The organism is Pseudomonas sp. LBUM1646 (genome assembly GCF_059716165.1).
In genome coordinates this window covers 1,871,356-1,893,217 of sequence record NZ_CP166810.1, presented here as the reverse complement: position 1 = coordinate 1,893,217, position 21,862 = coordinate 1,871,356, and the positions used below count along the sequence as shown (strand labels likewise).

23 protein-coding genes are annotated in these 21,862 nt (G+C 59.8%); 15 read left to right on the top strand and 8 right to left on the bottom strand.

All coding sequences use genetic code 11. From position 1 onward, the window contains the following. Positions 1-8: 8 nt before the first annotated feature. On the bottom strand, positions 9-377 hold the full coding sequence (locus tag ACA071_RS08445) for a hypothetical protein (protein WP_497643924.1): 369 nt from the start codon (positions 375-377) through the stop codon (positions 9-11). Between the two features lie 225 nt (positions 378-602). On the opposite strand from ACA071_RS08445, the gene ACA071_RS08440 reads away from it, so the two are divergent. Next, positions 603-1,901, top strand: a complete 1,299-nt coding sequence (locus tag ACA071_RS08440) for a serine/threonine protein kinase (protein ID WP_497643923.1) — start codon at positions 603-605, stop codon at positions 1,899-1,901. Beyond that, entirely contained in the window at positions 1,894-2,682 is a 789-nt protein-coding gene (locus ACA071_RS08435) for an MlaA family lipoprotein (protein WP_497643922.1), read from the top strand. The genes ACA071_RS08440 and ACA071_RS08435 overlap by 8 nt, the downstream gene beginning before the upstream one ends. Positions 2,683-2,896: 214 nt before the next feature. Here ACA071_RS08435 and ACA071_RS08430 read toward each other — a convergent pair whose 3' ends face one another. After that, a complete protein-coding gene (locus tag ACA071_RS08430) occupies positions 2,897-3,811 on the bottom strand; it encodes a DUF808 domain-containing protein (protein WP_497643921.1) in 915 nt (304 codons plus the stop codon). A gap of 135 nt (positions 3,812-3,946) precedes the next feature. Here ACA071_RS08430 and ACA071_RS08425 point away from each other — a divergent pair, with 135 nt between their 5' ends. Further along, entirely contained in the window at positions 3,947-4,555 is a 609-nt protein-coding gene (locus tag ACA071_RS08425; protein WP_497643920.1) for a TetR/AcrR family transcriptional regulator, read from the top strand. A gap of 53 nt (positions 4,556-4,608) precedes the next feature. On the opposite strand, the gene ACA071_RS08420 is transcribed toward ACA071_RS08425, so the two are convergent. Beyond that, entirely contained in the window at positions 4,609-5,679 is a 1,071-nt protein-coding gene (locus ACA071_RS08420) for an alpha/beta hydrolase (RefSeq protein WP_497643919.1), read from the bottom strand. 99 nt (positions 5,680-5,778) lie between these two features. After that, a complete protein-coding gene (locus ACA071_RS08415; RefSeq protein WP_149656983.1) occupies positions 5,779-6,219 on the bottom strand; it encodes a GlcG/HbpS family heme-binding protein in 441 nt (146 codons plus the stop codon). A gap of 268 nt (positions 6,220-6,487) precedes the next feature. Here ACA071_RS08415 and gcl point away from each other — a divergent pair, with 268 nt between their 5' ends. The 8 genes from gcl to ACA071_RS08375 all read left to right on the top strand — a co-directional run bounded on the left by gcl (position 6,488) and on the right by ACA071_RS08375 (position 16,084). Further along, positions 6,488-8,263: a glyoxylate carboligase gene (gcl, locus tag ACA071_RS08410; RefSeq protein ID WP_497643918.1), complete on the top strand. Its 1,776-nt coding sequence runs from the start codon at positions 6,488-6,490 to the stop codon at positions 8,261-8,263. Between the two features lie 151 nt (positions 8,264-8,414). Continuing rightward, a complete protein-coding gene (gene hyi / locus ACA071_RS08405; RefSeq protein ID WP_497643917.1) occupies positions 8,415-9,197 on the top strand; it encodes a hydroxypyruvate isomerase in 783 nt (260 codons plus the stop codon). 134 nt (positions 9,198-9,331) lie between these two features. Further along, positions 9,332-10,225 carry a 2-hydroxy-3-oxopropionate reductase gene (locus ACA071_RS08400; protein WP_497643916.1) on the top strand — a complete coding sequence of 298 codons (894 nt, stop codon included), beginning with the start codon at positions 9,332-9,334 and terminating at the stop codon, positions 10,223-10,225. 173 nt (positions 10,226-10,398) lie between these two features. Next, on the top strand, positions 10,399-11,679 hold the full coding sequence (locus tag ACA071_RS08395) for a glycerate kinase type-2 family protein (protein WP_497643915.1): 1,281 nt from the start codon (positions 10,399-10,401) through the stop codon (positions 11,677-11,679). Then, complete coding sequence (gene pyk / locus ACA071_RS08390) at positions 11,669-13,084, top strand: pyruvate kinase (protein WP_497643914.1); 1,416 nt, start codon at positions 11,669-11,671, stop codon at positions 13,082-13,084. The genes ACA071_RS08395 and pyk overlap by 11 nt, the downstream gene beginning before the upstream one ends. Positions 13,085-13,222: 138 nt before the next feature. Further along, positions 13,223-14,137: an urea transporter gene (locus ACA071_RS08385; protein WP_497643913.1), complete on the top strand. Its 915-nt coding sequence runs from the start codon at positions 13,223-13,225 to the stop codon at positions 14,135-14,137. A gap of 21 nt (positions 14,138-14,158) precedes the next feature. Then, positions 14,159-14,983, top strand: a complete 825-nt coding sequence (locus ACA071_RS08380; RefSeq protein ID WP_497643912.1) for an ion transporter — start codon at positions 14,159-14,161, stop codon at positions 14,981-14,983. Between the two features lie 105 nt (positions 14,984-15,088). After that, the gene (locus tag ACA071_RS08375) at positions 15,089-16,084 is read left to right on the top strand and encodes a sulfate ABC transporter substrate-binding protein (protein ID WP_092271375.1); all 996 of its coding nucleotides are present in this window, start codon (positions 15,089-15,091) and stop codon (positions 16,082-16,084) included. A gap of 213 nt (positions 16,085-16,297) precedes the next feature. On the opposite strand, the gene ACA071_RS08370 is transcribed toward ACA071_RS08375, so the two are convergent. Next, positions 16,298-16,927 carry a hypothetical protein gene (locus ACA071_RS08370; protein WP_497643911.1) on the bottom strand — a complete coding sequence of 210 codons (630 nt, stop codon included), beginning with the start codon at positions 16,925-16,927 and terminating at the stop codon, positions 16,298-16,300. Positions 16,928-17,161: 234 nt separating this feature from the next. Between ACA071_RS08370 and ACA071_RS08365 the strand changes: the two genes are divergently transcribed. After that, a complete protein-coding gene (locus tag ACA071_RS08365) occupies positions 17,162-18,367 on the top strand; it encodes an MFS transporter (protein ID WP_497643910.1) in 1,206 nt (401 codons plus the stop codon). Positions 18,368-18,430: 63 nt separating this feature from the next. Here ACA071_RS08365 and ACA071_RS08360 read toward each other — a convergent pair whose 3' ends face one another. Both ACA071_RS08360 and ACA071_RS08355 read right to left on the bottom strand, forming a co-directional pair. Next, positions 18,431-18,835, bottom strand: coding sequence for a type II toxin-antitoxin system HicB family antitoxin (locus ACA071_RS08360; RefSeq protein ID WP_123409122.1), 405 nt, complete (start codon positions 18,833-18,835; stop codon positions 18,431-18,433). Continuing rightward, positions 18,835-19,047, bottom strand: coding sequence for a type II toxin-antitoxin system HicA family toxin (locus ACA071_RS08355; protein ID WP_497643909.1), 213 nt, complete (start codon positions 19,045-19,047; stop codon positions 18,835-18,837). Before ACA071_RS08355 ends, ACA071_RS08360 begins: the two co-directional genes overlap by 1 nt. Before the next feature lie 231 nt (positions 19,048-19,278). Here ACA071_RS08355 and ACA071_RS08350 point away from each other — a divergent pair, with 231 nt between their 5' ends. The 3 genes from ACA071_RS08350 (at position 19,279) to ACA071_RS08340 (ending at position 21,289) form a co-directional block, all read left to right on the top strand. Beyond that, on the top strand, positions 19,279-20,166 hold the full coding sequence (locus ACA071_RS08350) for a LysR family transcriptional regulator (RefSeq protein ID WP_497643908.1): 888 nt from the start codon (positions 19,279-19,281) through the stop codon (positions 20,164-20,166). Between the two features lie 83 nt (positions 20,167-20,249). After that, on the top strand, positions 20,250-20,717 hold the full coding sequence (locus tag ACA071_RS08345) for a helix-turn-helix domain-containing protein (RefSeq protein ID WP_497643907.1): 468 nt from the start codon (positions 20,250-20,252) through the stop codon (positions 20,715-20,717). Further along, entirely contained in the window at positions 20,714-21,289 is a 576-nt protein-coding gene (locus ACA071_RS08340) for a VapC50 family PIN domain-containing toxin (RefSeq protein ID WP_497643906.1), read from the top strand. Before ACA071_RS08345 ends, ACA071_RS08340 begins: the two co-directional genes overlap by 4 nt. Positions 21,290-21,445: 156 nt before the next feature. Here ACA071_RS08340 and ACA071_RS08335 read toward each other — a convergent pair whose 3' ends face one another. Further along, positions 21,446-21,850: a hypothetical protein gene (locus ACA071_RS08335; RefSeq protein WP_497643905.1), complete on the bottom strand. Its 405-nt coding sequence runs from the start codon at positions 21,848-21,850 to the stop codon at positions 21,446-21,448. Between the last annotated feature and the right edge of the window lie 12 nt (positions 21,851-21,862).

Sequence of the window (21,862 nt, the reverse complement as noted above, 5' to 3'; positions counted from 1 at the left end):
TTTTCGTATCAGGCGCTACGAGAGGCCCTGACCAACCGCAAAGCCGCAATCACCACCGCAAACACCGCTAGCGTCGTGTTGTACAACGCCAACGCCGGGAACCCCAACATCAGCGCCAACACCGCCAGCCACCACCCGGCACGACCCGGCACGACAAAACCGATGAGCGCCGCAGCCAATGCGCCCCAGCCCAATACCTTGAAGTGAATCATCAGCCCAAGGTTCGAGCGGACCTGGCATTCCCAGCGACTCGCCTCGTCCACGCAGAGGCCGACCCATTGCGCATCCTCCATGAAGCCATAACGCGCGCCATAACTGGCGGCCAGCCATAAAGGCAGCAAAACAAGCAGCAGAACCACGGGCAGACGGCGGGACATGAAGCACTCCAATAAACGAAAACGGCGGCCAGCTTAATCGCCCGGCAGCCTTGTGCAAGCGTTAACAACAGTTAACTGGGCAGGCAATCACTGCAAAGTGTATCGTCCAGCTACTATTACTCCGAATTTAGGCCTGATTGGTGCCGATCCATGGCACTTTGGCGCACACCCCGTGGTCATAGCCTGCGAACCTCAATCGGCACCTTTCCTCTAAGGGATTTAGTCATGCTCCGTTCCTTGCGCTTCGCCGCCCTGTTTGGCGGCCTTATTTTGAGTGCGTCCGCACTGGCGGTCGACGTCGACGCCGCCAGCTATGGCTACCCTTTGACCAACCCGTTCGAGGCGACGATAGCCACGACGCCACCGGAATTGCGCCCGGAGTTGCCGGCCAACGAAGACATCAATCAGCAGGACCGCAGCGTCAGGCTACGCCCGGAGCGTGAGTTCAGCCTGCCGGACAATTTCTGGCCAGTGAAGAAACTCACCTACCGCATGGCCACCCAGGATCACGCCGCCCCGCTGATTTTCCTGATCGCCGGCACCGGCGCGCGCTATGACAGCAGCCTCAACGAATACCTGAAGAAGCTTTACTACAAGGCCGGTTATCACGTGGTGCAGCTGTCGTCGCCGACCAGCTTCGATTTCATGAGCGCCGCATCACGCTTTGCCACGCCCGGTATCACCAAGGAAGACGCCGAAGACATGTACCGGGTGATGCAGGCCGTGCGGGCGCAAAACCCGAAGACGCCGGTCACCGAGTACTACCTGACCGGTTACAGCCTGGGCGCGCTGGATGCCGCGTTCGTCGCCCACTTGGACGAAACCCGTCGCAGCTTCAACTTCAAGAAAGTCTTGCTGCTCAACCCGCCGGTCAACCTCTACACCTCGATCACCAACCTCGACAAACTGGTGCAGACCGAGGTCAAGGGCATCAACAACAGCACCACCTTCTATGAACTGGTGCTGAACAAACTGACCCGCTACTTCCAGCAAAAAGGCTACATCGACCTCAACGATGCCCTGCTCTACGACTTCCAACAGTCCAAGCAGCACTTGAGCAACGAACAGATGGCCATGCTGATCGGCACCTCGTTCCGCTTCTCGGCGGCCGACATTGCCTTCACCTCGGACCTGATCAACCGTCGTGGCCTGATCACCCCGCCGAAGTACCCGATCACCGAAGGCACCAGCCTCACGCCGTTCCTCAAGCGTGCGCTGCAGTGCGACTTCGACTGCTACATCACCGAGCAAGTCATCCCGATGTGGCGCGCCCGCACCGACGGCGGCAGCCTGCTGCAACTGATCGACCAGGTGAGTTTGTATGCGCTGAAGGACTACCTGCACGACAGCCCGAAAATCTCGGTCATGCACAACGCTGACGATGTGATCCTCGGCCCCGGCGACCTCGGCTTCCTGCGCCGGACGTTCGGTGACCGTTTGACCGTTTATCCACTGGGCGGCCATTGCGGCAACCTTAACTATCGCGTCAACAGCGACGCCATGCTGGAGTTCTTCCGTGGCTAAATATCTCCTGCTTATCGCAGCGTTACTCTGTGCAGGCGTCGCCAATGCCGACAACAGCAAAGCCAACGCACCGGTCGTGATCGACAACGATGGCTTCAAGGAACCGCTGAGCAAACTCAAGTTCAACCCGGGACTGGACCAGCGCGAGTTCGAACGTTCGACGCTCAACGCGCTGAACGTCTACGACCCGCTGGAAGAGTGGAACCGTCGGGTCTACCACTTCAACTACCGTTTCGACCAATGGGTGTTCCTGCCCGTGGTGGACGGCTATCGCTACGTCACCCCAAGCTTTCTGCGCACGGGTGTGAGCAACTTCTTCAATAACCTCGGTGACGTACCGAACCTGTTGAACAGCATGCTGCAGCTCAAGGGCCATCGCTCGCTGGAAACCACCGCACGGTTGCTGCTCAACACCACCATCGGCGTTGCCGGCCTGTGGGACCCGGCCACCGCCATGGGCTTGCCGCGCCAGAGCGAAGACTTCGGCCAGACCCTGGGTTTCTACGGCGTACCGGGCGGTGCCTACTTCGTCCTGCCGATCCTCGGCCCGTCCAACCTGCGCGACACCGCAGGGCTGGTGGTCGACTACACCGGCGAGTCGGCGATCAACTTCCTGAACGTCTCCGAAGTCAGCTCCAACCACCCGGAAATCTGGGTCCTGCGCGGCGTCGACAAGCGCTACCAGACCAGTTTCCGCTACGGCCAACTGAACTCACCGTTCGAGTACGAAAAGGTGCGTTACGTGTACACCGAGTCGCGTAAGTTGCAGATCGCCGAGTAACTCTGGCGGTACAAAATCTGGCGGCAACAAAAAAGGCCATTCGATGCGAGTCGAATGGCCTTTCTGCTTCCTGAAGATCGTTCCCATGCTCTGCGTGGGAATGCCTCAACGGACGCTCCGCGTTCGGCATCTGATGGGACGCGGAGCGTCCCGGGCTGCATTCCCACGCGGAGCGTGGGAACGATCATCGCGAGCAAGCTTTGCTCCTACAGGTTTAGCCTTTGACTGAGCGCCAGATCTTGCTCACGATCATGACACCGGCCAACACCACCGCACCCGCCACAATCCCCGCCACCGCATTCAGCAACGTCGGCACGATAAACCCGGCACCACCGGCACTCGCGCTGACACTTTCAATCCAGTGATGCACCACCGGCACGCCGTGGGTCAGGATCCCGCCGCCGACCAGGAACATCGCCGCCGTACCAATCACCGACAGGCTTTTCATCATGTACGGCGCCGCGCGCAGGATCGCCCCGCCGATACTTTTGGCCATCTGCCCCGGTTTCTGGGTCAGCCACAGACCGAGGTCGTCGAGTTTGACAATGCCCGCTACCAGGCCATAAACGCCGACGGTCATGACAATGGCGATGCCCGACAACACGATCACTTGCTGGGTCAGCGGAGCGTCGGCCACGGTGCCGAGGGTGATGGCGATGATTTCTGCCGAGAGGATGAAGTCGGTGCGGATCGCGCCTTTGATCTTGTCCTGTTCGAACGCCACCAGATCGGTCGCCGGATCGGCCACAGCCTCGACCAGTTGGGCGTGCTCGGCGTCATCTTCAGCCTTGCTGTGCAGGAACTTATGGGCCAGTTTCTCGAAGCCCTCGAAGCATAAATAAGCGCCACCGACCATCAACAACGGCGTGACCAGCCACGGAATGAACGCGCTGATCGCCAATGCCGACGGCACCAGGATCAATTTGTTGCGAAACGAGCCCTTGGCCACGGCCCAGACCACCGGAATTTCCCGTTCGGCGCGCACACCGCTGACTTGCTGGGCGTTGAGCGCCAGGTCGTCGCCGAGCACGCCAGCGGTCTTCTTCGCGGCCATTTTGGTCATCAACGCTACGTCGTCGAGTACCGCGGCGATGTCGTCGATCAGCACCAGCAAACTGCTTCCTGCCATGAATCAGGTTTCCTTTGAATATTGAATGCCGCGCAGCATAGCGCGGCCGAGCGCCGCACGGTGCATTCTTGAGCGCCGCGCGAGGCCGGTGCTACCATGCGCAACCGCCAGAACAGGCAAGGAACCCCCTGGTTTATGAGCACTATCCGCGAGCGCAACAAAGAACTGATCCTGCGTGCCGCCAGTGAAGAATTTGCCGACAAGGGCTTCGCTGCGACCAAAACCAGTGATATCGCGGCCAAGGCGGGACTGCCCAAGCCCAACGTCTACTACTATTTCAAATCCAAGGAAAACCTCTACCGCGAGGTCTTGGAAAGCATTATCGAGCCGATCCTGCAGGCCTCGACGCCGTTCAACGCTGACGGCGTGCCCAGTGAAGTGCTGAGCGGCTACATCCGCTCCAAGATCCGCATCTCCCGCGACCTGCCTTTCGCCTCCAAGGTGTTCGCCAGCGAAATCATGCACGGCGCGCCGCACCTGAGCGCCGATCTGGTCGAACGCCTCAACGGCCAGGCCAAGCACAACATCGACTGTATCCAGACCTGGATCGACCGTGGCCAGATCGCCCCCATCGACCCCAACCACCTGATGTTCAGCATCTGGGCCGCGACCCAGACGTACGCCGACTTCGACTGGCAGATTTCTGCAGTCACCGGCAAGACGAAGCTGGATGAGGCGGATTATGAAGCGGCGGCGCAGACGATTATTCGACTGGTGCTCAAGGGGTGTGAGCCGGATCGTTAGATCCGGTCGTAACGAAAAGATCGCAGCCTTCGGCAGCCTGCGATCTTTTGCTTTTAAGCTTCGCTGCCCATCAACCAACGCAACGCCTGCGGCAATGATGTACGCCAGTCATCCGGGAAGGTGTGCCCTTCTTCATGGGTGCGGGATTTAACCTCGTTGCCGTCACTGAACAGCTTGCGGAAATCGGTGGCCATCTGCTGGTTGCCCGGCCCTTCCATCTTGCCGTTGATCACGAACACCCGTTTGCCATGCGCCTTGCTCACGGTCGGCGTTGGCTGCATACCACCGGGCGACAACAGCAGTGCGCCGGCGTAGTCATCCGGATGCTGCGCCAACAGCGCGCCGGCATGTTGCGAGCCCTGGGAGAAGCCCATCAGGTAAACATGCTTGCGATCGATGCATTGCTGCGCCTCGAGTTCTTTCAGGCCGTTCTGCACCGCTTTATGGGTGCCTTCAAAGCCCGGACCGATCCAGCGGAAGCTGTCTAGCGCATTGATCATCTCGGTACCGTTGATGCCGAGAATGATCGCGCCGGTGTCGGCGAGCGACTGATAACGCTCATCGACCTCACCGTTGACCCCGTAGCCATGCAACCAGACCAGCACCGGCCGGCACGCGGCGGGCACAGGAATACTGGCGGCAGGATTGAGCACCGAAATCGCGCCGACCTTGCCGGGGGCGATTTTCTGATAGCGCTGCTGGGCATTGGCCAACACGGTTTTGTAAGTGGCGGTCTGGCGCAGGTCGGAAAAGTCTTCGTCGCTGGCCAACATCGGGCCGAACCACATGCCGCGATCATCGGCTTCCCTCAAGAAGCGCTGCGCCAGTTTGTCATCGCCGCGACGGGCAAACAGCGCCGCCACCTGATAGGGCGCAAGCATTTGCTTGGGATCTTCACGGCTGGCCGCCAGATAAACCGCGATGGCCTGCAAGGTGTCGGTGTCTTCGAGCGTTTCGGCCCTGGCCATTAGCTCATCCACGTCGTCGGCGTTGAGCAGCGCGGTGACCACCGGGCTGAGTGCCTGGAACGCGATGTCTTCGGCATCCAGCGGTTCGTCGGCGTGCACAAAGGCAGTGTTGAGGGTCATGGCTGCGGCCAGGGTGATGCCAAGTAGCGTCTTCACGCAGATCTTCCTTGATACAAAAACGAGAGGGGCGGCAGTCTATCGACCCCGCCCCGCTTCGTCACCACCGCGCTGCCGGCGGTGTCGATTTACTTCAGATCAAGCCGTCACCCCGGCATCCGCCCGCAAGCCCTGGGCCTCGATCGCGCTAATCGCACACTGCTCGTCCACATCCGACAGATCGCCGCTGATGCCTACCGCGCCCAGCACGTTGCCGTCCTGATCCCGAATCAACACACCACCCGGTGCCGGCACCACGCTGCCCTGCCCCATGCTATTGAGCGCGGCAATAAAAGCCGGGCGCTGTTGGGCATCCAGCGCCAGCAGGCGCGAGCCTTTGCCCAACGCTATCGCGCCCCAGGCTTTGCCGATGGCGATTTGCGGGCGTAGAAGGCTGGCGCCGTCTTCGCGTTGCAAAGAGATCAGATGGCCGCCGGCATCCAATACCGCGATGGTCAGTGGCGCTGCGGATACTGCACGCCCTGCGGCGATGGCCTGATTGGTCAGGTTGACTGCGTCTTTCAAGGTTAAAGCGCTCATGGTGCCGTCCTCATTTTGTTATAGGGAAAGCTGATGGGCTGCGGTTTTGTGCCGCAGCTCGATGCAACAAATAGAACACAATAGATTATTTATTTGTATACAATAATTCTCGAAAAGCGCTACATGCGACGAAAAGCCACAGCAGAACGGGCTTCCGACGAATGAAACAGTCGCTTGAGAAAATGGATTGACCTGCGCCGTCCGCCGTGAATACACTCTGCGCAAAGCCACTTGTATACAATTACAAAACGTAAGAGGCACCAAAACCATGAGCAAAATGAGAGCAATCGAAGCCGCCGTTCTGGTGATGCGCCGCGAAGGGGTTGATACCGCTTTTGGCATCCCGGGCGCCGCGATCAACCCGCTGTACTCCGCCTTGCAGAAGGTCGGTGGCATCGATCACGTCCTCGCTCGCCACGTGGAAGGCGCTTCGCACATGGCCGAGGGTTACACCCGCACCAAGGCCGGCAACATCGGCGTGTGCATCGGCACTTCCGGCCCTGCCGGGACTGACATGGTCACCGGGCTCTACAGCGCCTCGGCCGACTCGATCCCGATCCTGTGCATCACCGGCCAGGCACCGCGGGCACGCATGCATAAAGAAGACTTCCAGGCCGTCGACATCACCGCCATCGTCAAGCCAGTGACCAAGTGGGCCACCACCGTCATGGAACCGGGCCAGGTGCCGTATGCGTTCCAGAAAGCCTTTTATGAGATGCGCTCCGGCCGCCCAGGCCCAGTGCTGATCGACCTGCCGTTCGACGTGCAGATGGCCGAAATCGAATTCGACATCGACGCCTACGAACCCCTGCCGCTGGCCAAGCCCACCGCCAACCGCGTGCAAATCGAGAAGGCCCTGGCCATGCTCGACCAGGCCGAGCGCCCATTGCTGGTGGCCGGTGGCGGCATCATCAACGCCGACGCCAGCGAGTTGCTGGTGGAGTTCGCCGAGCTGACCGGCATCCCGGTGATCCCGACCCTGATGGGCTGGGGCACGATTCCGGACGATCACCCGTTGATGGTCGGCATGGTTGGCCTGCAAACCTCGCACCGCTACGGCAACGCGACGATGCTGAAGTCGGACGTGGTGTTGGGCGTCGGTAACCGTTGGGCTAACCGCCACACCGGTTCGATCGACGTCTACACCGAAGGCCGCAAGTTCATTCACGTTGACATCGAACCGACCCAGATCGGCCGTGTATTTACGCCGGATCTGGGCATCGTGTCCGACGCCGCTGCCGCGCTGACCGTGTTCATCGAAGTCGCTCGCGAATGGCAAGCCGCCGGCAAGCTGAAAAACCGCAGCGCCTGGCTGCAAGATTGCCAACAACGCAAAGCCAGCCTGCATCGCAAGACCCACTTCGACAACGTGCCGGTCAAGCCACAGCGCGTGTACGAAGAGATGAACCAAGTGTTCGGCAAAGACACTTGCTATGTAAGTACCATCGGTCTGTCGCAGATTGCCGGCGCGCAGTTCCTGCACGTCTACAAGCCGCGTCACTGGATCAACTGCGGTCAGGCCGGCCCGTTGGGCTGGACCATTCCGGCAGCGCTGGGCGTGGTCAAGGCCGACCCGAGCCGCAAGGTCGTGGCACTGTCGGGCGACTATGATTTCCAGTTCATGATCGAAGAATTGGCGGTGGGCGCGCAGTTCAAACTGCCGTACATCCACGTTGTGGTAAACAACTCGTACCTGGGGCTGATCCGTCAGGCTCAGCGCGGTTTCGACATGGACTACTGCGTGCAGCTGTCCTTCGATAACCTCAACGCTCCGGAACTCAACGGTTACGGTGTCGACCACGTAGCAGTTGCCGAAGGTCTCGGCTGCAAGGCACTGCGAGTGTTCGAACCAGGTCAGATCCAGCCTGCCCTGCGCAAGGCTCAGGAACTGATGGAAGAGTTCAAGGTGCCGGTGATCGTCGAGATTATCCTGGAGCGCGTGACCAACATTTCCATGGGCACCGAGATCAACGCGGTCAACGAATTCGAAGACCTGGCGCTGGTCGGCAACGATGCGCCAACCGCGATTTCGTTGCTCGATTAACAGCTGATCGCATGATCGTTCCCACGCTCTGCGTGGGAATGCATCCAGTGACGCTCCGCGTCACATAACGGCTGGACGCAGAGCGTCCGGGGCGGCATTCCCACTCAGAGCGTGGGAACGATCAGCCTTCACACACATACGGGAGACCACCATGCCGCGTTTCGCAGCCAACCTGTCCATGCTGTTCACCGAACAGGATTTTCTTGCCCGTTTTGAAGCGGCCGCCAAGGCCGGCTTCAGTGGTGTCGAATACCTGTTTCCTTACGACTTCAGCTCCGCCGAGATCAAGGCCACGCTCGACGCCAACGGTCTGACCCAAGTGCTGTTCAACCTGCCGGCTGGTGACTGGGCCAAGGGCGAACGCGGTATCGCGTGCCTGCCGGATCGGGTCGAAGAGTTCCGCGCCGGGGTCGATCTGGCCATCGCTTACGCCCAAGTGCTGGGCAACACCCAGGTCAACTGCCTGGCCGGTATTCGTCCACAAGGCATCGACGATGCCACCGTGGAAAAGACCTTCGTCAGCAACCTCAAGTACGCCGCCGACAAGCTGCAAGCGGTGGGCATCAAACTGGTGATGGAAGCGATCAACACCCGCGACATCCCGGGTTTCTACCTGAACAACACGGCGCAAGCCCTGTCGATTCGCGAACAGGTCGGCAGCGCCAACCTGTTCCTGCAATACGACATCTACCACATGCAAATCATGGAAGGCGACCTGGCCCGCACCCTGCAATCGCACCTGGGCGAAATCAACCATGTGCAGTTGGCGGACAACCCTGGGCGCAACGAACCGGGCACCGGTGAAATCAACTACCGCTTCCTGTTCGAGCACCTGGACCGCATTGGTTATCAGGGTTGGGTTGGTTGTGAATACAAGCCGCTGACCACCACTGAAGCGGGTTTGGGCTGGCTGAAAACCCATAACGCGATCTAAGCGAACATGACATCCCTGTAGGAGCTGCCGAAGGCTGCGATCTTTTGATTTTGCCTTTCAAGATCAAGATCAAAAGATCGCAGCCTTCGGCAGTTCCTCCGGGGGAACACATAAATACAAGAGAGGATTTTCTCATGGCTAAAATCGGATTTATCGGCACCGGCATCATGGGCCACCCAATGGCGTTGAACCTGCAGAAAGCCGGTCACAGCCTGTTCCTGTCGGCCCACCACGACGCCGCTCCGGCCGATCTGGTTGCCGGTGGCGCCGTCGCCCTGGCCAACCCGAAAGAAGTCGCGCAAGAAGCCGAATTCATCATCATCATGGTCCCGGATACCCCGCAGGTCGACGACGTGCTGTTCCGCGCCGATGGCATTGCCGCCGGCGTCGGCAAAGGCAAAATCGTCATCGACATGAGCTCGATCTCGCCGACCGCGACCAAAACCTTCGCCGCCAAGATCAACGAAAAAGGCGCCCAGTACCTCGACGCGCCGGTGTCCGGCGGTGAAGTCGGCGCCAAGGCCGCGAGCCTGAGCATCATGATCGGTGGCGATGCCGACGCCTTCGAACGCGCCCTGCCGCTGTTCCAGGCCATGGGCAAGAACATCACCCTGGTCGGTGGCAATGGCGACGGTCAAACCGCGAAAGTGGCGAACCAGATCATCGTCGCGCTGAACATCCAGGCTGTGGCTGAAGCCCTGCTGTTCGCTTCGAAAAACGGTGCCGATCCAGCCAAGGTTCGTGAAGCGCTGATGGGCGGTTTCGCGTCGTCGAAGATCCTCGAAGTGCACGGCGAGCGCATGATCAAAGGCACCTTCGACCCAGGCTTCCGCATCAGCCTGCACCAGAAGGACCTGAACCTGGCCCTGCAAGGCGCCCGCGAGCTGAACATCAACCTGCCGAACACCGCCAACGCCCAGCAAGTGTTCAGCACCTGCGCGGCCATCGGTGGCAGCAACTGGGATCACTCGGCGCTGATCAAGGGCCTGGAACACATGGCGAATTTCTCGATTCGCGATAAGAAGTAAGCCCTGCTCGACACTGATCGACTGATCGTTCCCACGCGCAGCAGAGGAATGCATCCCGGGACGCTCCGCGTCCCTGCCGAAGCGGACGCGGAGCGTCCATTGAGGCATTCCCACGCAGAGCGTGGGAACGATCATTAGCACCATACCAAGAACAATAAGATTGGGAGCCCGCCATGTCGGTCGATCCGCAACACCTGCTGCGCGAACTGTTTGCCACAGCCATCGACGCGGCCCATCCGCAGCAAGTCCTCGAAGCCTATCTGCCCAAAGATCGCAGCGGTCGCGTGATCGTCATCGGCGCCGGCAAAGCTGCCGCCGCCATGGCCCAAGTGGTCGAGCGCTGCTGGCAGGGTGAAGTCTCGGGCCTGGTCGTCACCCGCTACGGCCACGGCGCCCCCTGCGAAAAAATCGAAGTGGTCGAAGCCGCGCACCCTGTACCAGACGCGGCTGGATTGGCCGTGGCCAAGCGGGTGCTGGAACTGGTCAGCAACCTGAGCGAAGACGACCGCGTGATCTTCCTGCTCTCCGGCGGCGGCTCGGCACTGCTTGCCCTGCCTGCGGCGGGCATCACCCTCGCCGACAAGCAATCGATCAACAAAGCCCTGCTCAAATCCGGCGCGACCATCGGCGAGATGAACTGCGTGCGCAAGCACCTCTCGGCGATCAAGGGCGGCCGCCTCGGTAAAGCCTGCTGGCCCGCCACGGTTTATACCTACGCGATTTCCGATGTACCGGGCGACCTCGCGACGGTCATCGCTTCCGGCCCGACCGTGGCCGACCCGAGCACCTCGGCCGAAGCCCTGGCGATCCTCAAGCGCTACACCATCGAAGTCCCGGTGTCCGTGCGCACCTGGCTGCAAATCCCGGAATCGGAAACCGTCAAACCCGGCGATCCGAGCCTGGCCCGCAGTCATTTCCAATTGATCGCCCGCCCACAGCAATCCCTGGAAGCGGCGGCGGTGAAGTGCCGTCAAGCCGGTTTCAGTCCGCTGATCCTCGGTGACCTCGAAGGCGAATCCCGGGAAGTGGCGAAGGTCCACGCCGGCATCGCGCGGCAGATCGTCCTGCATGGCCAGCCATTGGCAGCGCCGTGCGTGATTCTGTCCGGCGGCGAAACCACGGTCACCGTGCGCGGTAATGGTCGCGGCGGGCGCAACGCCGAGTTTCTGCTGAGCCTGACTGACAGCCTCAAAGGCCTGCCCGGCGTCTACGCGCTGGCCGGCGACACCGATGGCATCGACGGTTCCGAAGACAACGCCGGCGCGATCATGACCCCGGACAGCTACGCCCGCGCCGTCGCCCTCGGTTTGAGCGCCAGCGACGAGTTGGACAACAACAATGGCTACGGCTATTTCGAGGCGCTGGACGCCCTGATCGTCACCGAGCCGACCCGCACCAACGTCAACGACTTCCGCGCCATCCTGATTCTCGAGAGCACAAAAAATGACGCCTGATAAAAAGGTCAAAATCCTCGCCACCCTCGGCCCGGCCACGGACGGGATCGATGACATCCGTGAGCTGGTCGAGGCCGGGGTGAATATCTTCCGCCTGAATTTCAGCCACGGCGATCACGCCGACCATGCGCAGCGCTATCAGTGGATTCGCGAAGTCGAGCGTCAACTGAATTACCCGCTCGGGATTCTGATGGACCTGCAAGGCCCGAAACTGCGAGTCGGCAAGTTCGCCGAAGGCAAGGTGCAATTGCATCGCGGCCAGGCCCTGCGCCTGGACCTCGATCCAACCCCGGGCGATCAACGCCGGGTGAACCTGCCACACCCGGAAATCATCGCTGCGCTGGAGCCCGGCATGGACCTGCTGCTGGACGACGGCAAGCTGCGTCTGCGGGTGGTGACCAAGTACGCCGACGCGATCGATACCTCCGTGCTCAATGGCGGCGAATTGTCGGATCGCAAAGGCGTGAACGTGCCGCAAGCGGTGCTCAACCTGAGCCCGCTGACGGCCAAGGATCGTCGCGATTTGAGCTTCGGTCTGGAGCTGGGTGTGGACTGGGTGGCGTTGTCGTTTGTGCAACGCCCGGAAGACATCCGCGAAGCCCGCGCGCTGATCGGCGACAAGGCGTTTTTGATGGCCAAGATCGAGAAGCCGTCAGCGGTCACTCAACTGCGTGAAATCGCCGAATTGAGCGACGCGATCATGGTTGCTCGCGGTGATCTGGGCGTGGAAGTGCCGGCTGAGAGCGTGCCGCAGATTCAGAAAAACATCATCACCATTTGCCGCCAACTCGGTAAACCGGTGGTGGTGGCGACGCAAATGCTCGAGTCGATGCGCTTCTCCCCGGCCCCGACCCGCGCCGAGGTGACGGACGTCGCCAACGCCGTGGCGGAAGGTGCGGATGCGGTGATGCTGTCGGCGGAAACCGCGTCCGGCGAATACCCGGTGGAAGCTGTGCAGATGATGAGCAAGATCATTCGTCAGGTGGAGAACGGTCCGGATTATCAGGCGCAACTGGACGTGAGCCGACCGAAGGCTGAGGCGACTGTTTCCGATGCGATCAGCTGTGCGATTCGCCGCATCAGTAACGTGTTGCCGGTGGCGGTGCTGGTGAATTACAGCGAGTCCGGCACATCGAGTTTGCGTGCGGCGCGGGAGCGGCCGACGGTGCCGATCCTGAACCTGACGCCGAACCTGCAAACCGCGCGCCGCTTGACCGTGGCGTGGGGCGTGCACTCCGTGGTCAATGATCGGCTGCGGCAGGTGGATGAGGTGTGCTCGACGGCGCTGGAGATTGCCCAGGCCCAAGGCATGGCGCAGCGCGGCGATACGTTGTTGATCACGGCGGGTGTGCCGTTTGGGCAGCCGGGGTCGACCAACTCGTTGCGTATCGAAACCCTGATTTAACCCCACACGATGATCGTTCCCATGCTCCGCGTGGGAATGCAGCCCGGGACGCTCTGCATCCCAAGAGCAGACGCAGAGCGTCCATTGAGGCATTCCCACGCAGAGCGTGGGAACGATCAGTACTGAACGACCCTTATCATGCCTGCCAAGCACTTCAACACCCACTGCCCCGACTGGGCCACTGCCCTGCTCAACGGCTTCAGTCAGATCTTTCTCCAGCGCCACCCGCTGTGCGGTCTGCTGTGCCTGTTGGCGATTCTTTTTACCGCGCCGACCTTGCTCGGCGGTGCGCTGCTGGGTGGTGTCGCCGGGTTGCTCACCGCGCAACGGCGCGGCTATGCCAAGGCCGATCGTCAGGCCGGGCTGTTCAGTTACAACGGTGTCTTGCTCGGCTTGCTGCTGAGCCTGTATTTCCCCTGGTCCGCATTGTTACCGCCGCTGATCATCGCCTGCGCAGGCCTGAGTGCGATGCTGACCGAGCAATGGCTCAAGCGTTGCCGGGATCATCAGTGCCTGCCCGCCTATACCGCGCCGTTCGTTGGTTTGAGCTGGATGCTGCTCGCGTTTGCTGCGCCACTACATCCTGCGCCGCTGATTGAAATGAACACCGTTAACGTGATTGCTGCTTCAGTGAAAGGGTTGGGGCAGGTGATGTTTCTCGGTCATCCATTGGCTGGCGCACTGATTGCCGTGGGTTTACTGATCGCCGACCGCCGTGCCTTTTTCTGGGCATTGCTCGGTTCGCTGGCCGGTCTCGGATTCGCCCTGCTGCATCACGAAACCTCCAGCGCTCTGCTCGGTTTGAGCAGCTACAACCCAGTGCTCGCCGCCCTCGCCTTCAGCCAGATCCGTCGCCAGCCTTGGCTACCACTGCTGGGCATTGTGCTGGCGGTGCTGCTGACACCGGGTTTCGCCGCAGTGGGCCTGACCACGCTGACCGCACCGTTCATCCTCGCCTGTTGGCTGATTCGCGCCGGCCTTCGGCTGCTGCGCCAGGCCGCCAAAGACAGTGCGCCTTGCGCTACCGGGGAGAATCACCCTAGGCTTCGCTGATTATTGGTTCAGGCGTTATCCATGGACATCAGCAAAAACTGGCGTGAAGAGCTTTACGTCATGGTTTTCCAGAGCGACACCAAGGCCGGGCGGCGCTTCGACGGCATCTTGCTGTTGATCATCCTCGCCAGCATCGTGATCGTGATGCTCGACAGCATCGACGCGATCCACCAGAACTACGCCGATGTGCTGGCGTACATCGAGTGGGGCTTCACGATCATCTTCGCCATCGAATACGGCCTGCGCCTGTACTGCTCACCCAAGCCTTTGCGTTATGCGTTCAGCTTTTATGGGTTGGTGGATTTGCTGGCGATCGTACCCGGCATCCTTGCGCTGTATTACGCCGATGCACAGTACCTGCTGATCATCCGGATCATTCGGATGCTGCGGATCTTCCGTGTGCTCAAGCTCAGCCCGTACCTCAAGCAAGCCAACTACTTGATGTCGGCATTGCGCGGCAGCAAGCAAAAGATCGTGGTGTTTCTGGTCAGCGTCTGCACGCTGGTCACGGTGTTCGGTACGCTGATGTACGTGATCGAAGGCCCGGAACACGGCTTCACCAGCATTCCCAAAGGCATCTATTGGGCTATCGTGACGCTGACCACCGTGGGCTTCGGTGACATCGTGCCGAAGACCCCGCTGGGCCAGGTAATTTCGTCGCTGGTAATGATCACCGGTTACTCGATCATCGCCGTGCCGACCGGGATTTTCACTGCCGAATTGGCCAACGCCATGCGCGGCGAACAACTGCAACACGACTGCCCGGTGTGCAAGAAGAACAGCCATGAGCATGGCGCGGCGTTTTGCTCGCGATGTGGCAATCAGCTGTTCAAAAAAATGGAATAAGCAAAGTGCTTTTTAATCTTTAAAGGCCTATGCAAGCCCGGCTATAGTCGCTGGCAAATTGCCTCACTTTTAATAAAAACACCTATTTAGAACAAGGAATGCGCAGTGAAAAAACTCTTTGGCGCCTCACTTCTGGCCGCTGGCCTGGCACTGACCAGCGTGGCTCAGGCCGCACCGACCCTGCTTAACGTTTCCTACGACGTGATGCGCGATTTCTACAAGGACTACAACACTGCGTTTCAGAAACACTGGCAAGCCGAGCACAACGAAAACATCACCTTGCAGATGTCCTTCGGCGGCTCCAGCAAACAGGCACGCTCGGTGATCGATGGCCTGCCGGCTGACGTCATCACCATGAACATGGCCACCGACATCAACGCCTTGGCGGACAACGGCAAACTGGTTCCGGACAACTGGGTCACCCGCCTGCCGAACAACAGCGCGCCGTTCACCTCGGCCACCGTGTTCATCGTCCGTAAAGGCAACCCGAAAGCCCTGAAAGACTGGCCCGACCTGCTCAAGGACGGCGTCCAAGTGATCGTGCCGAACCCGAAAACCTCGGGCAACGGCCGCTACACCTACCTCTCGGCTTGGGGCTATGTGCTGAAAAACGGCGGCGACGAAAACAAGGCCAAAGCCTTCGTCGGCAAACTGTTCAAACAAGCGCCGGTGCTCGATACCGGTGGCCGCGCAGCGACTACCACCTTCATGACCAACCAGATCGGCGACGTGCTGGTGACCTTCGAAAACGAAGCGGAAATGATTGCCCGCGAGTTTGGTCGCGACCAGTTTGAAGTGATTTATCCGAGTGTTTCCGCCGAGGCTGAGCCGCCGGTGTCAGTGGTCGATAAAGTCGTCGACAAGAAAGGCACTCGCGCGGCAGCCGAGGAATACCTGAAGTACCTGTGGTCGCCGGAAGGCCAGGAAATTGCGGCGGCGAACTACCTGCGTCCGCGCGACCCGGCGGTGTTGGCCAAGTACACGGATCGTTTCCCGAAGGTTGATTTCTTGTCTGTAGAGAAGACCTTTGGCGACTGGCGCACCGTGCAGAAGACCCACTTCAATGATGGCGGGATCTTTGATCAGATTTATGCACAGTAAGAGTTAAACAGTCATGAAAAAGGCGACCTGCAGAGGTCGCCTTTTTTGTGGCCGCTGTGTCACCCAAACCCACCGCACGACGGCGATCCGCCGTTGATCGTTCCCACGCTCTGCGTGGGAATGCAGCCCGGGACGCTCCGCGTCCCAACAGCGGACGCGGAGCGTCCATTGAGGCATTCCCACGCGGAACGTGGGAACGATCGGTTACGGGGGTTACATCGGCGGTGTCACGCCATCCTTACCGGCCGAGATGGATTGCGCTGTCAGCGTCCCGTCCGCACTCTGGGTTACGAACGTCACGATCTTCACCCCGACCTTGAGCAAGCTGCGATCCCCCGGCATCAGGTTCACAATCGGCACATCCTCCGGCACCAGAATCTTCTGCTGGCCGCCCTTGTAATTGACGGTAAGCGTGCGGCCATTACTGACCACCAGATCGCCAACGCTGCCATTGGTCATGCTGCTGCCTTTGGCCAAGTCAAAGGGCCGATGGCCGTCACCGCTGCCGGCCAATTCGGGTGGGAAGACGTGGACTTCAAGGGCTTTGAGCGTCCCGTCATCCTGGGGAATCGCCGCTGAGCCGATATAGCTGCCGGGTTTGATGTCTTCGATATTGGCCAAGGTGACGGCACGGACTTTGGTGTCCTTGGTCAGGTTGATCACCACGTTTTCGCCACTGTTGGCGTGGACTTTCAAGGTGTCATCGCTGACACCGGTAATCTCGCCGCGTACGCCGATGCGCATGCCCGGTGCTTCAGCGGCCTGGGCGGCAGCTGCCGTGAACAAGCTGATCAAGGTAACCACTGATGCACCGCGAATCAGGTGACGAAACATCGCATTCATGGAAGTGCCTTCCTGTTATGAAACGTGAAGAGAGAACATAAGCACGCTATCGAACAAGATGTAAGTGAATGTATCATCGGACCTGAATGTTTTGACGCAAGGTTCATCGATGGACAGCACACGCGTCCGTCATTCATTCCGCAAAGGAATGATTACTATCACTCCAACCTCTCTTCCGCCGTTTTGGTCAGCCCTTTAGCCTTCGCGCATTCCTCCAGTTTAGCGAGACACGTTATGAACCCAGCGACTCAGGCGCCCCACAGCGCCGTGACAATGACCAAAGGCATGGTGATGTTGTTCGCCTTCTGCTGCGGCGCCATTGTCGCCAACATCTACTACGCCCAGCCGATCATAGGCCTGATTGCGCCGGACATTGGCCTGACCAGCACCATGGCCAGCTTCATCGTTTCGCTGACCCAGATTGGCTATGCGCTGGGCCTGTTTTTCCTGGTGCCGCTGGGTGACCTGCTGGAAAACCGCAAGCTGATGATCATCACCACGCTGGTGGCGATTGCCAGCCTGCTGGGCGCGGCGTTTACCGATCAGCCGAATGTGTTTTTGCTGATTTCGTTGCTGGTGGGTTTCAGTTCGGTGTCGGTGCAGATCCTCATTCCGTTGGCCGCGCACCTGGCGCCGGAAGAGTCTCGCGGCCGGGTGGTCGGCGGGATCATGGGCGGGTTGCTGTTGGGTATTCTGCTGGCGCGTCCGGTGTCCAGCGTGGTGGCGGATCACTTCGGCTGGCGCGCGATGTTTATCATTGCGGCGGCGTTGATGGCGGCGATCAGCATCGTGCTGGCGTTGACGATCCCCAAGCGTCAGCCTGATCACAGCGCCTCTTACGGCCAATTGCTCGGTTCGCTGTGGACGTTGCTGCGCCAACAACCGGTCTTGCGCCAACGGGCGTTTTACCAGGGTTGCATGTTCGCCACCTTCAGCCTGTTCTGGACCGCCGTTCCACTGGAACTGGCGCGTAATCATGGCCTGAGCCAAACCCAGATCGCGATCTTCGCCCTGGTCGGCGCCATCGGTGCCATTGCCGCACCTATTGCTGGTCGACTGGCGGATGCCGGGCACACCCGCAAAGCCTCACTGCTGGCCCTGGTGTTCGCCAGCCTGAGCTTCCTGCCGGCCTTCATACACCCGATCTACAGCGTGATCGGCCTGGCCGTCACCGGCGTGGTGCTCGACTTCTGCGTGCAGATGAACATGGTCCTCGGCCAACGCGCGGTGTACGCCCTCGACGCCAAGAGCCGCAGCCGTTTGAATGCGCTGTACATGACCAGCATCTTCATCGGCGGCGCGTTTGGTTCGTCTGTGGCCAGTGCGGTGTATGAGCATGGCGGCTGGTTGTGGATTGTGATTGTGGGTAGCGCGTTTCCGTTGGTGGCGTTGTTGCGGTTTTTGAGTGTTTCGCAGAAGCGTTCGCTGGCGACGGCGTGAGGTTTTAAAGCAATCGCGGGCAGGCCTTGGGCCTGCCCGCGAAGGCGATGTAACCGTCACCTCTCAGTGCCGAACCAGCTTTTCCATCGCCGCATCCGCCAGAAAGGAGGAGCGGCTTTTGACGTTATGCTCGCGTACATAACGGTCAATACGCTGGATGACATAACCGGGCAGCGTGACATTGACCTTCTCGGTCTTGCCCATGTAAGGCGCAATGTCCAACTCCAGCATTCCCCAGCCCATATCGGCAAACTCAGGATTGCCACGATGTGCAGCCGCTGAAGTCGGCATCGGAATCGGCTCCCCGTCAGCCGCAATCTCTTGCAGCATGATGTGGGCAATCTCGACTGCTGCGTTATAGGCGTCTTCAAACGTATCCCCGGCAGTCACTGCGCCCGGAATATCGGGGATCTGAATACCGATGGCGGTGTTCTCGTCGCCCCACTCGATACAGATAGGATATTGCATTATGGATCTCCTGCGTAACTGGCTGGCGGGCTATACAGCCCGGCTCGCCTCCTGATGCTTTTGACCGTCCCGATCGGTAAATCCTTCTTCGGGTGCGGGACGGGAAACGTGTAGGGGTTGTAACGGTGAGTGAAGATGTGATGACTGCCGGTGACCCGATCCAGTGTCCAGCCCGCCTCCTCCAGTTCCTTGATCAATAACCTGCTTTGCACCACCAGCCTCCTTGCTCCGGCCCAAACAAAAGTAACTCTAGAGTTATCTTTACTCAAGCACAAAAATCGAAAGCTCGACGTTCGGTTGTTTTACAGAGTGTGATTGGAAGGCTGGACATTCCCGTGATCCGTTACGCCGAGGTCAACCCGGATTACACTCAGCGACCAGAGCCTGACGCAATGCTGGCTGCGATTCGCGGCTGATTTGATTCACAGAAAAAAGGAAAACCGATGGACCGCCTGGCCGCTATGGAAACCTTCGTCTACGTGGTGGAAACCGGCTCGTTTTCCGCCGCAGCCCGGCGCCTGAATATCGGCCAGCCCGCCGTGTCGAAAACCATCGCGCACCTGGAAACCCGGCTCGACGTGCGACTGTTGTTGCGCTCGACCCGTGGCCTGACACCGACCGAGGCGGGCCTGGCCTTTTTCGATAGAGCCAAACGTGCCATCGAAGAAGCCAACGAGGCCGACAACGCCGCCCGCGGTGCCGCCAGCGGGCTGACCGGCAACCTGCGAATCTGCGCCGCCGTGACCTTCGGCCGGCAACACATCGTGCCGCACCTGGGGCCGTTTCTCGATCAGAATCCGCAACTGAACATCGACCTTATGCTCGACGACCGCAACATCAATCTGGTGGAAGAAGGCGTCGACGTTGCCCTGCGCATGGGCACCTTGAGCGACTCCGGCCTCACCGCCCGCAAGATCGCCGAATGCCGGCGCGTGGTGCTGGGCACGCCGCAGTACTTCGAAAAGCACGGCAAACCTGCCTGCCCTACCGACCTGTCTAAACACCAAGCCATAGTTTATAGCCTGGGCGGCGGTGCGAATTGGCCGTTCAAAAAAACCAGCGAAGAACACCCAGTGATCATCAGCGGCCGAATCCGCGTCAACGCCGCCGAAGGCCTGCGTGAAGCGGTCCTGGCTCATCTGGGGCTGACCATGGCGTCCGAGTGGATGTTTGCGCCGGAGCTGGCCAGTGGCGCGGTGGTGGAGGTGATGAGCGATTGGGCACTGCCGAATCAGGACCTGTGGGCGGTGTTTCCAACGGGAAGAATGGCCAGTGCCAAGGCTCGGGCGTTTGCCGATTACGTTCAGGCGTTGATGGCAAAAAAGTCTTAAACAAGCTTCAGTTTCGTTTATTGCGATTTTCGTTTGATTCGAATAGCCTTCCAGCATCGCTACTTTGAATGTTGGAAATCATTATGTCCTTAGTCATCCATCCACCGATAAACCTGCCCATGGCACGCGAAGTTCAGGCCGCTATCGAAGGTCAGCGCGCCCTCGCCGCCTATCTCGCGACACAATTCGAAACCCAACGCATCCAGATATTCGACGAGCGAAATGAAGCCCATAGCGTCGAACTGCCCACGTCAGCCCTTCGGTTGCTGGTCGATATCCTGGCCGCATTGGCGGAGGGTAATGCCGTCAAAGTCGTCCCGGTTCACGCAGAACTGACGACTCAGGAAGCCGCGGACCTGCTCAATGTCTCACGCCCACACCTCATTAAACTGCTGGAATCCGGCGAGTTGTCCTACCACAAAACAGGCAAGCACCGACGTGTGCGCTTTGCCGATTTGATGGATTATAAAAACCGGCGCGACACCGCCAGCGAGCAAGCAATGACGCTTCTCGCCGAGCAAGCACAAGCGTTAAGGACAGGATACGAGTGAGGCACTCCCCTTTTACCGCTGTATATGACGCATGTGTTTTGTACCCCGCCCCGTTGAGAGATTTCCTGATGTGGCTCGCGCTTTCAGGACGTTTTAGGGCGCGGTGGTCACTGGAGATACACAACGAATGGAAACGCAATCTGCTGAAGAACCGTCCAGACCTGACAACAGAGCAACTGGATCGAACATCCGAGCTGATGGATCTGGCAATCCCCGATGCCTGTGTCACTGGTTACGAAAATCTTGTTGAAGGGTTGACCCTACCGGACATGAATGACCGTCATGTCCTGGCGGCTGCCATTCGCTGCAACGCCAGTGTCATCGTGACCTTCAATCAAAAAGACTTTCCCTGTACCGAGTTGGAGCCATTTGGCATCGAGGCACAGCATCCTGACGAGTTCGTCGATAACCTGTTTGATCTGGACCCGGCAGCCGTTGTGGCCACGGCTCAACGGCAACGCAAACAATTAAAAATGCCGTCGATGGATGTCAGTACTTATCTCAATCTTCTGTCGCGCCAAGGCTTGGTCCGGTCAGTCGAGGCGCTGAACAATTACCGCTCCATTCTTTGACGACGCAGTGCGCTCAATCAAGATCAAAAGATCGCAGGCTTCGCCAGCTCCTACAAAAGCGGAGTACGCGCGTACGCGGTCCCGTAGCTGCCGAAGGCTGCAATCTTTTCGAAATCCAGACAAAAAAAACGGCGATCCTGAGATCGCCGTTTCTATTTACTCCCCAAACTGCCTGCCCAACCCACCCGGCACGCCATGGATGTCCGTATCTTCCCACGGCCCGTTCGGGCTGATCGAGCGGCTCCAGCCGTTGTTCCAGCGGTAGTAGGTGCGCTGGCGGTAGAAGGTGTTGGGCTGGTCGTCGAGTACATAGACGCCCATCTTCGCATCCCAGTGGCTGTTGCCCCCCGGTGGCGGGGCGAAGCTGGCCGAGGTGCGAGGCAGCGGCTTGGCCGGTTTGGCCGGAATGCTCGGTTTGCCCGGCGTTGGTGTCGGGGACGGCGTCGGCCGCGGCTGCGACGGTGGGATCGGTGGCAGTCGGTCAGGCTGCTGCGGCTGGACCACGCAAGCGCTTAACCCCAAAACCATACTGAGCAGGGTGATACGAGCGATGGCGGTCATAGGGGCGCTTCC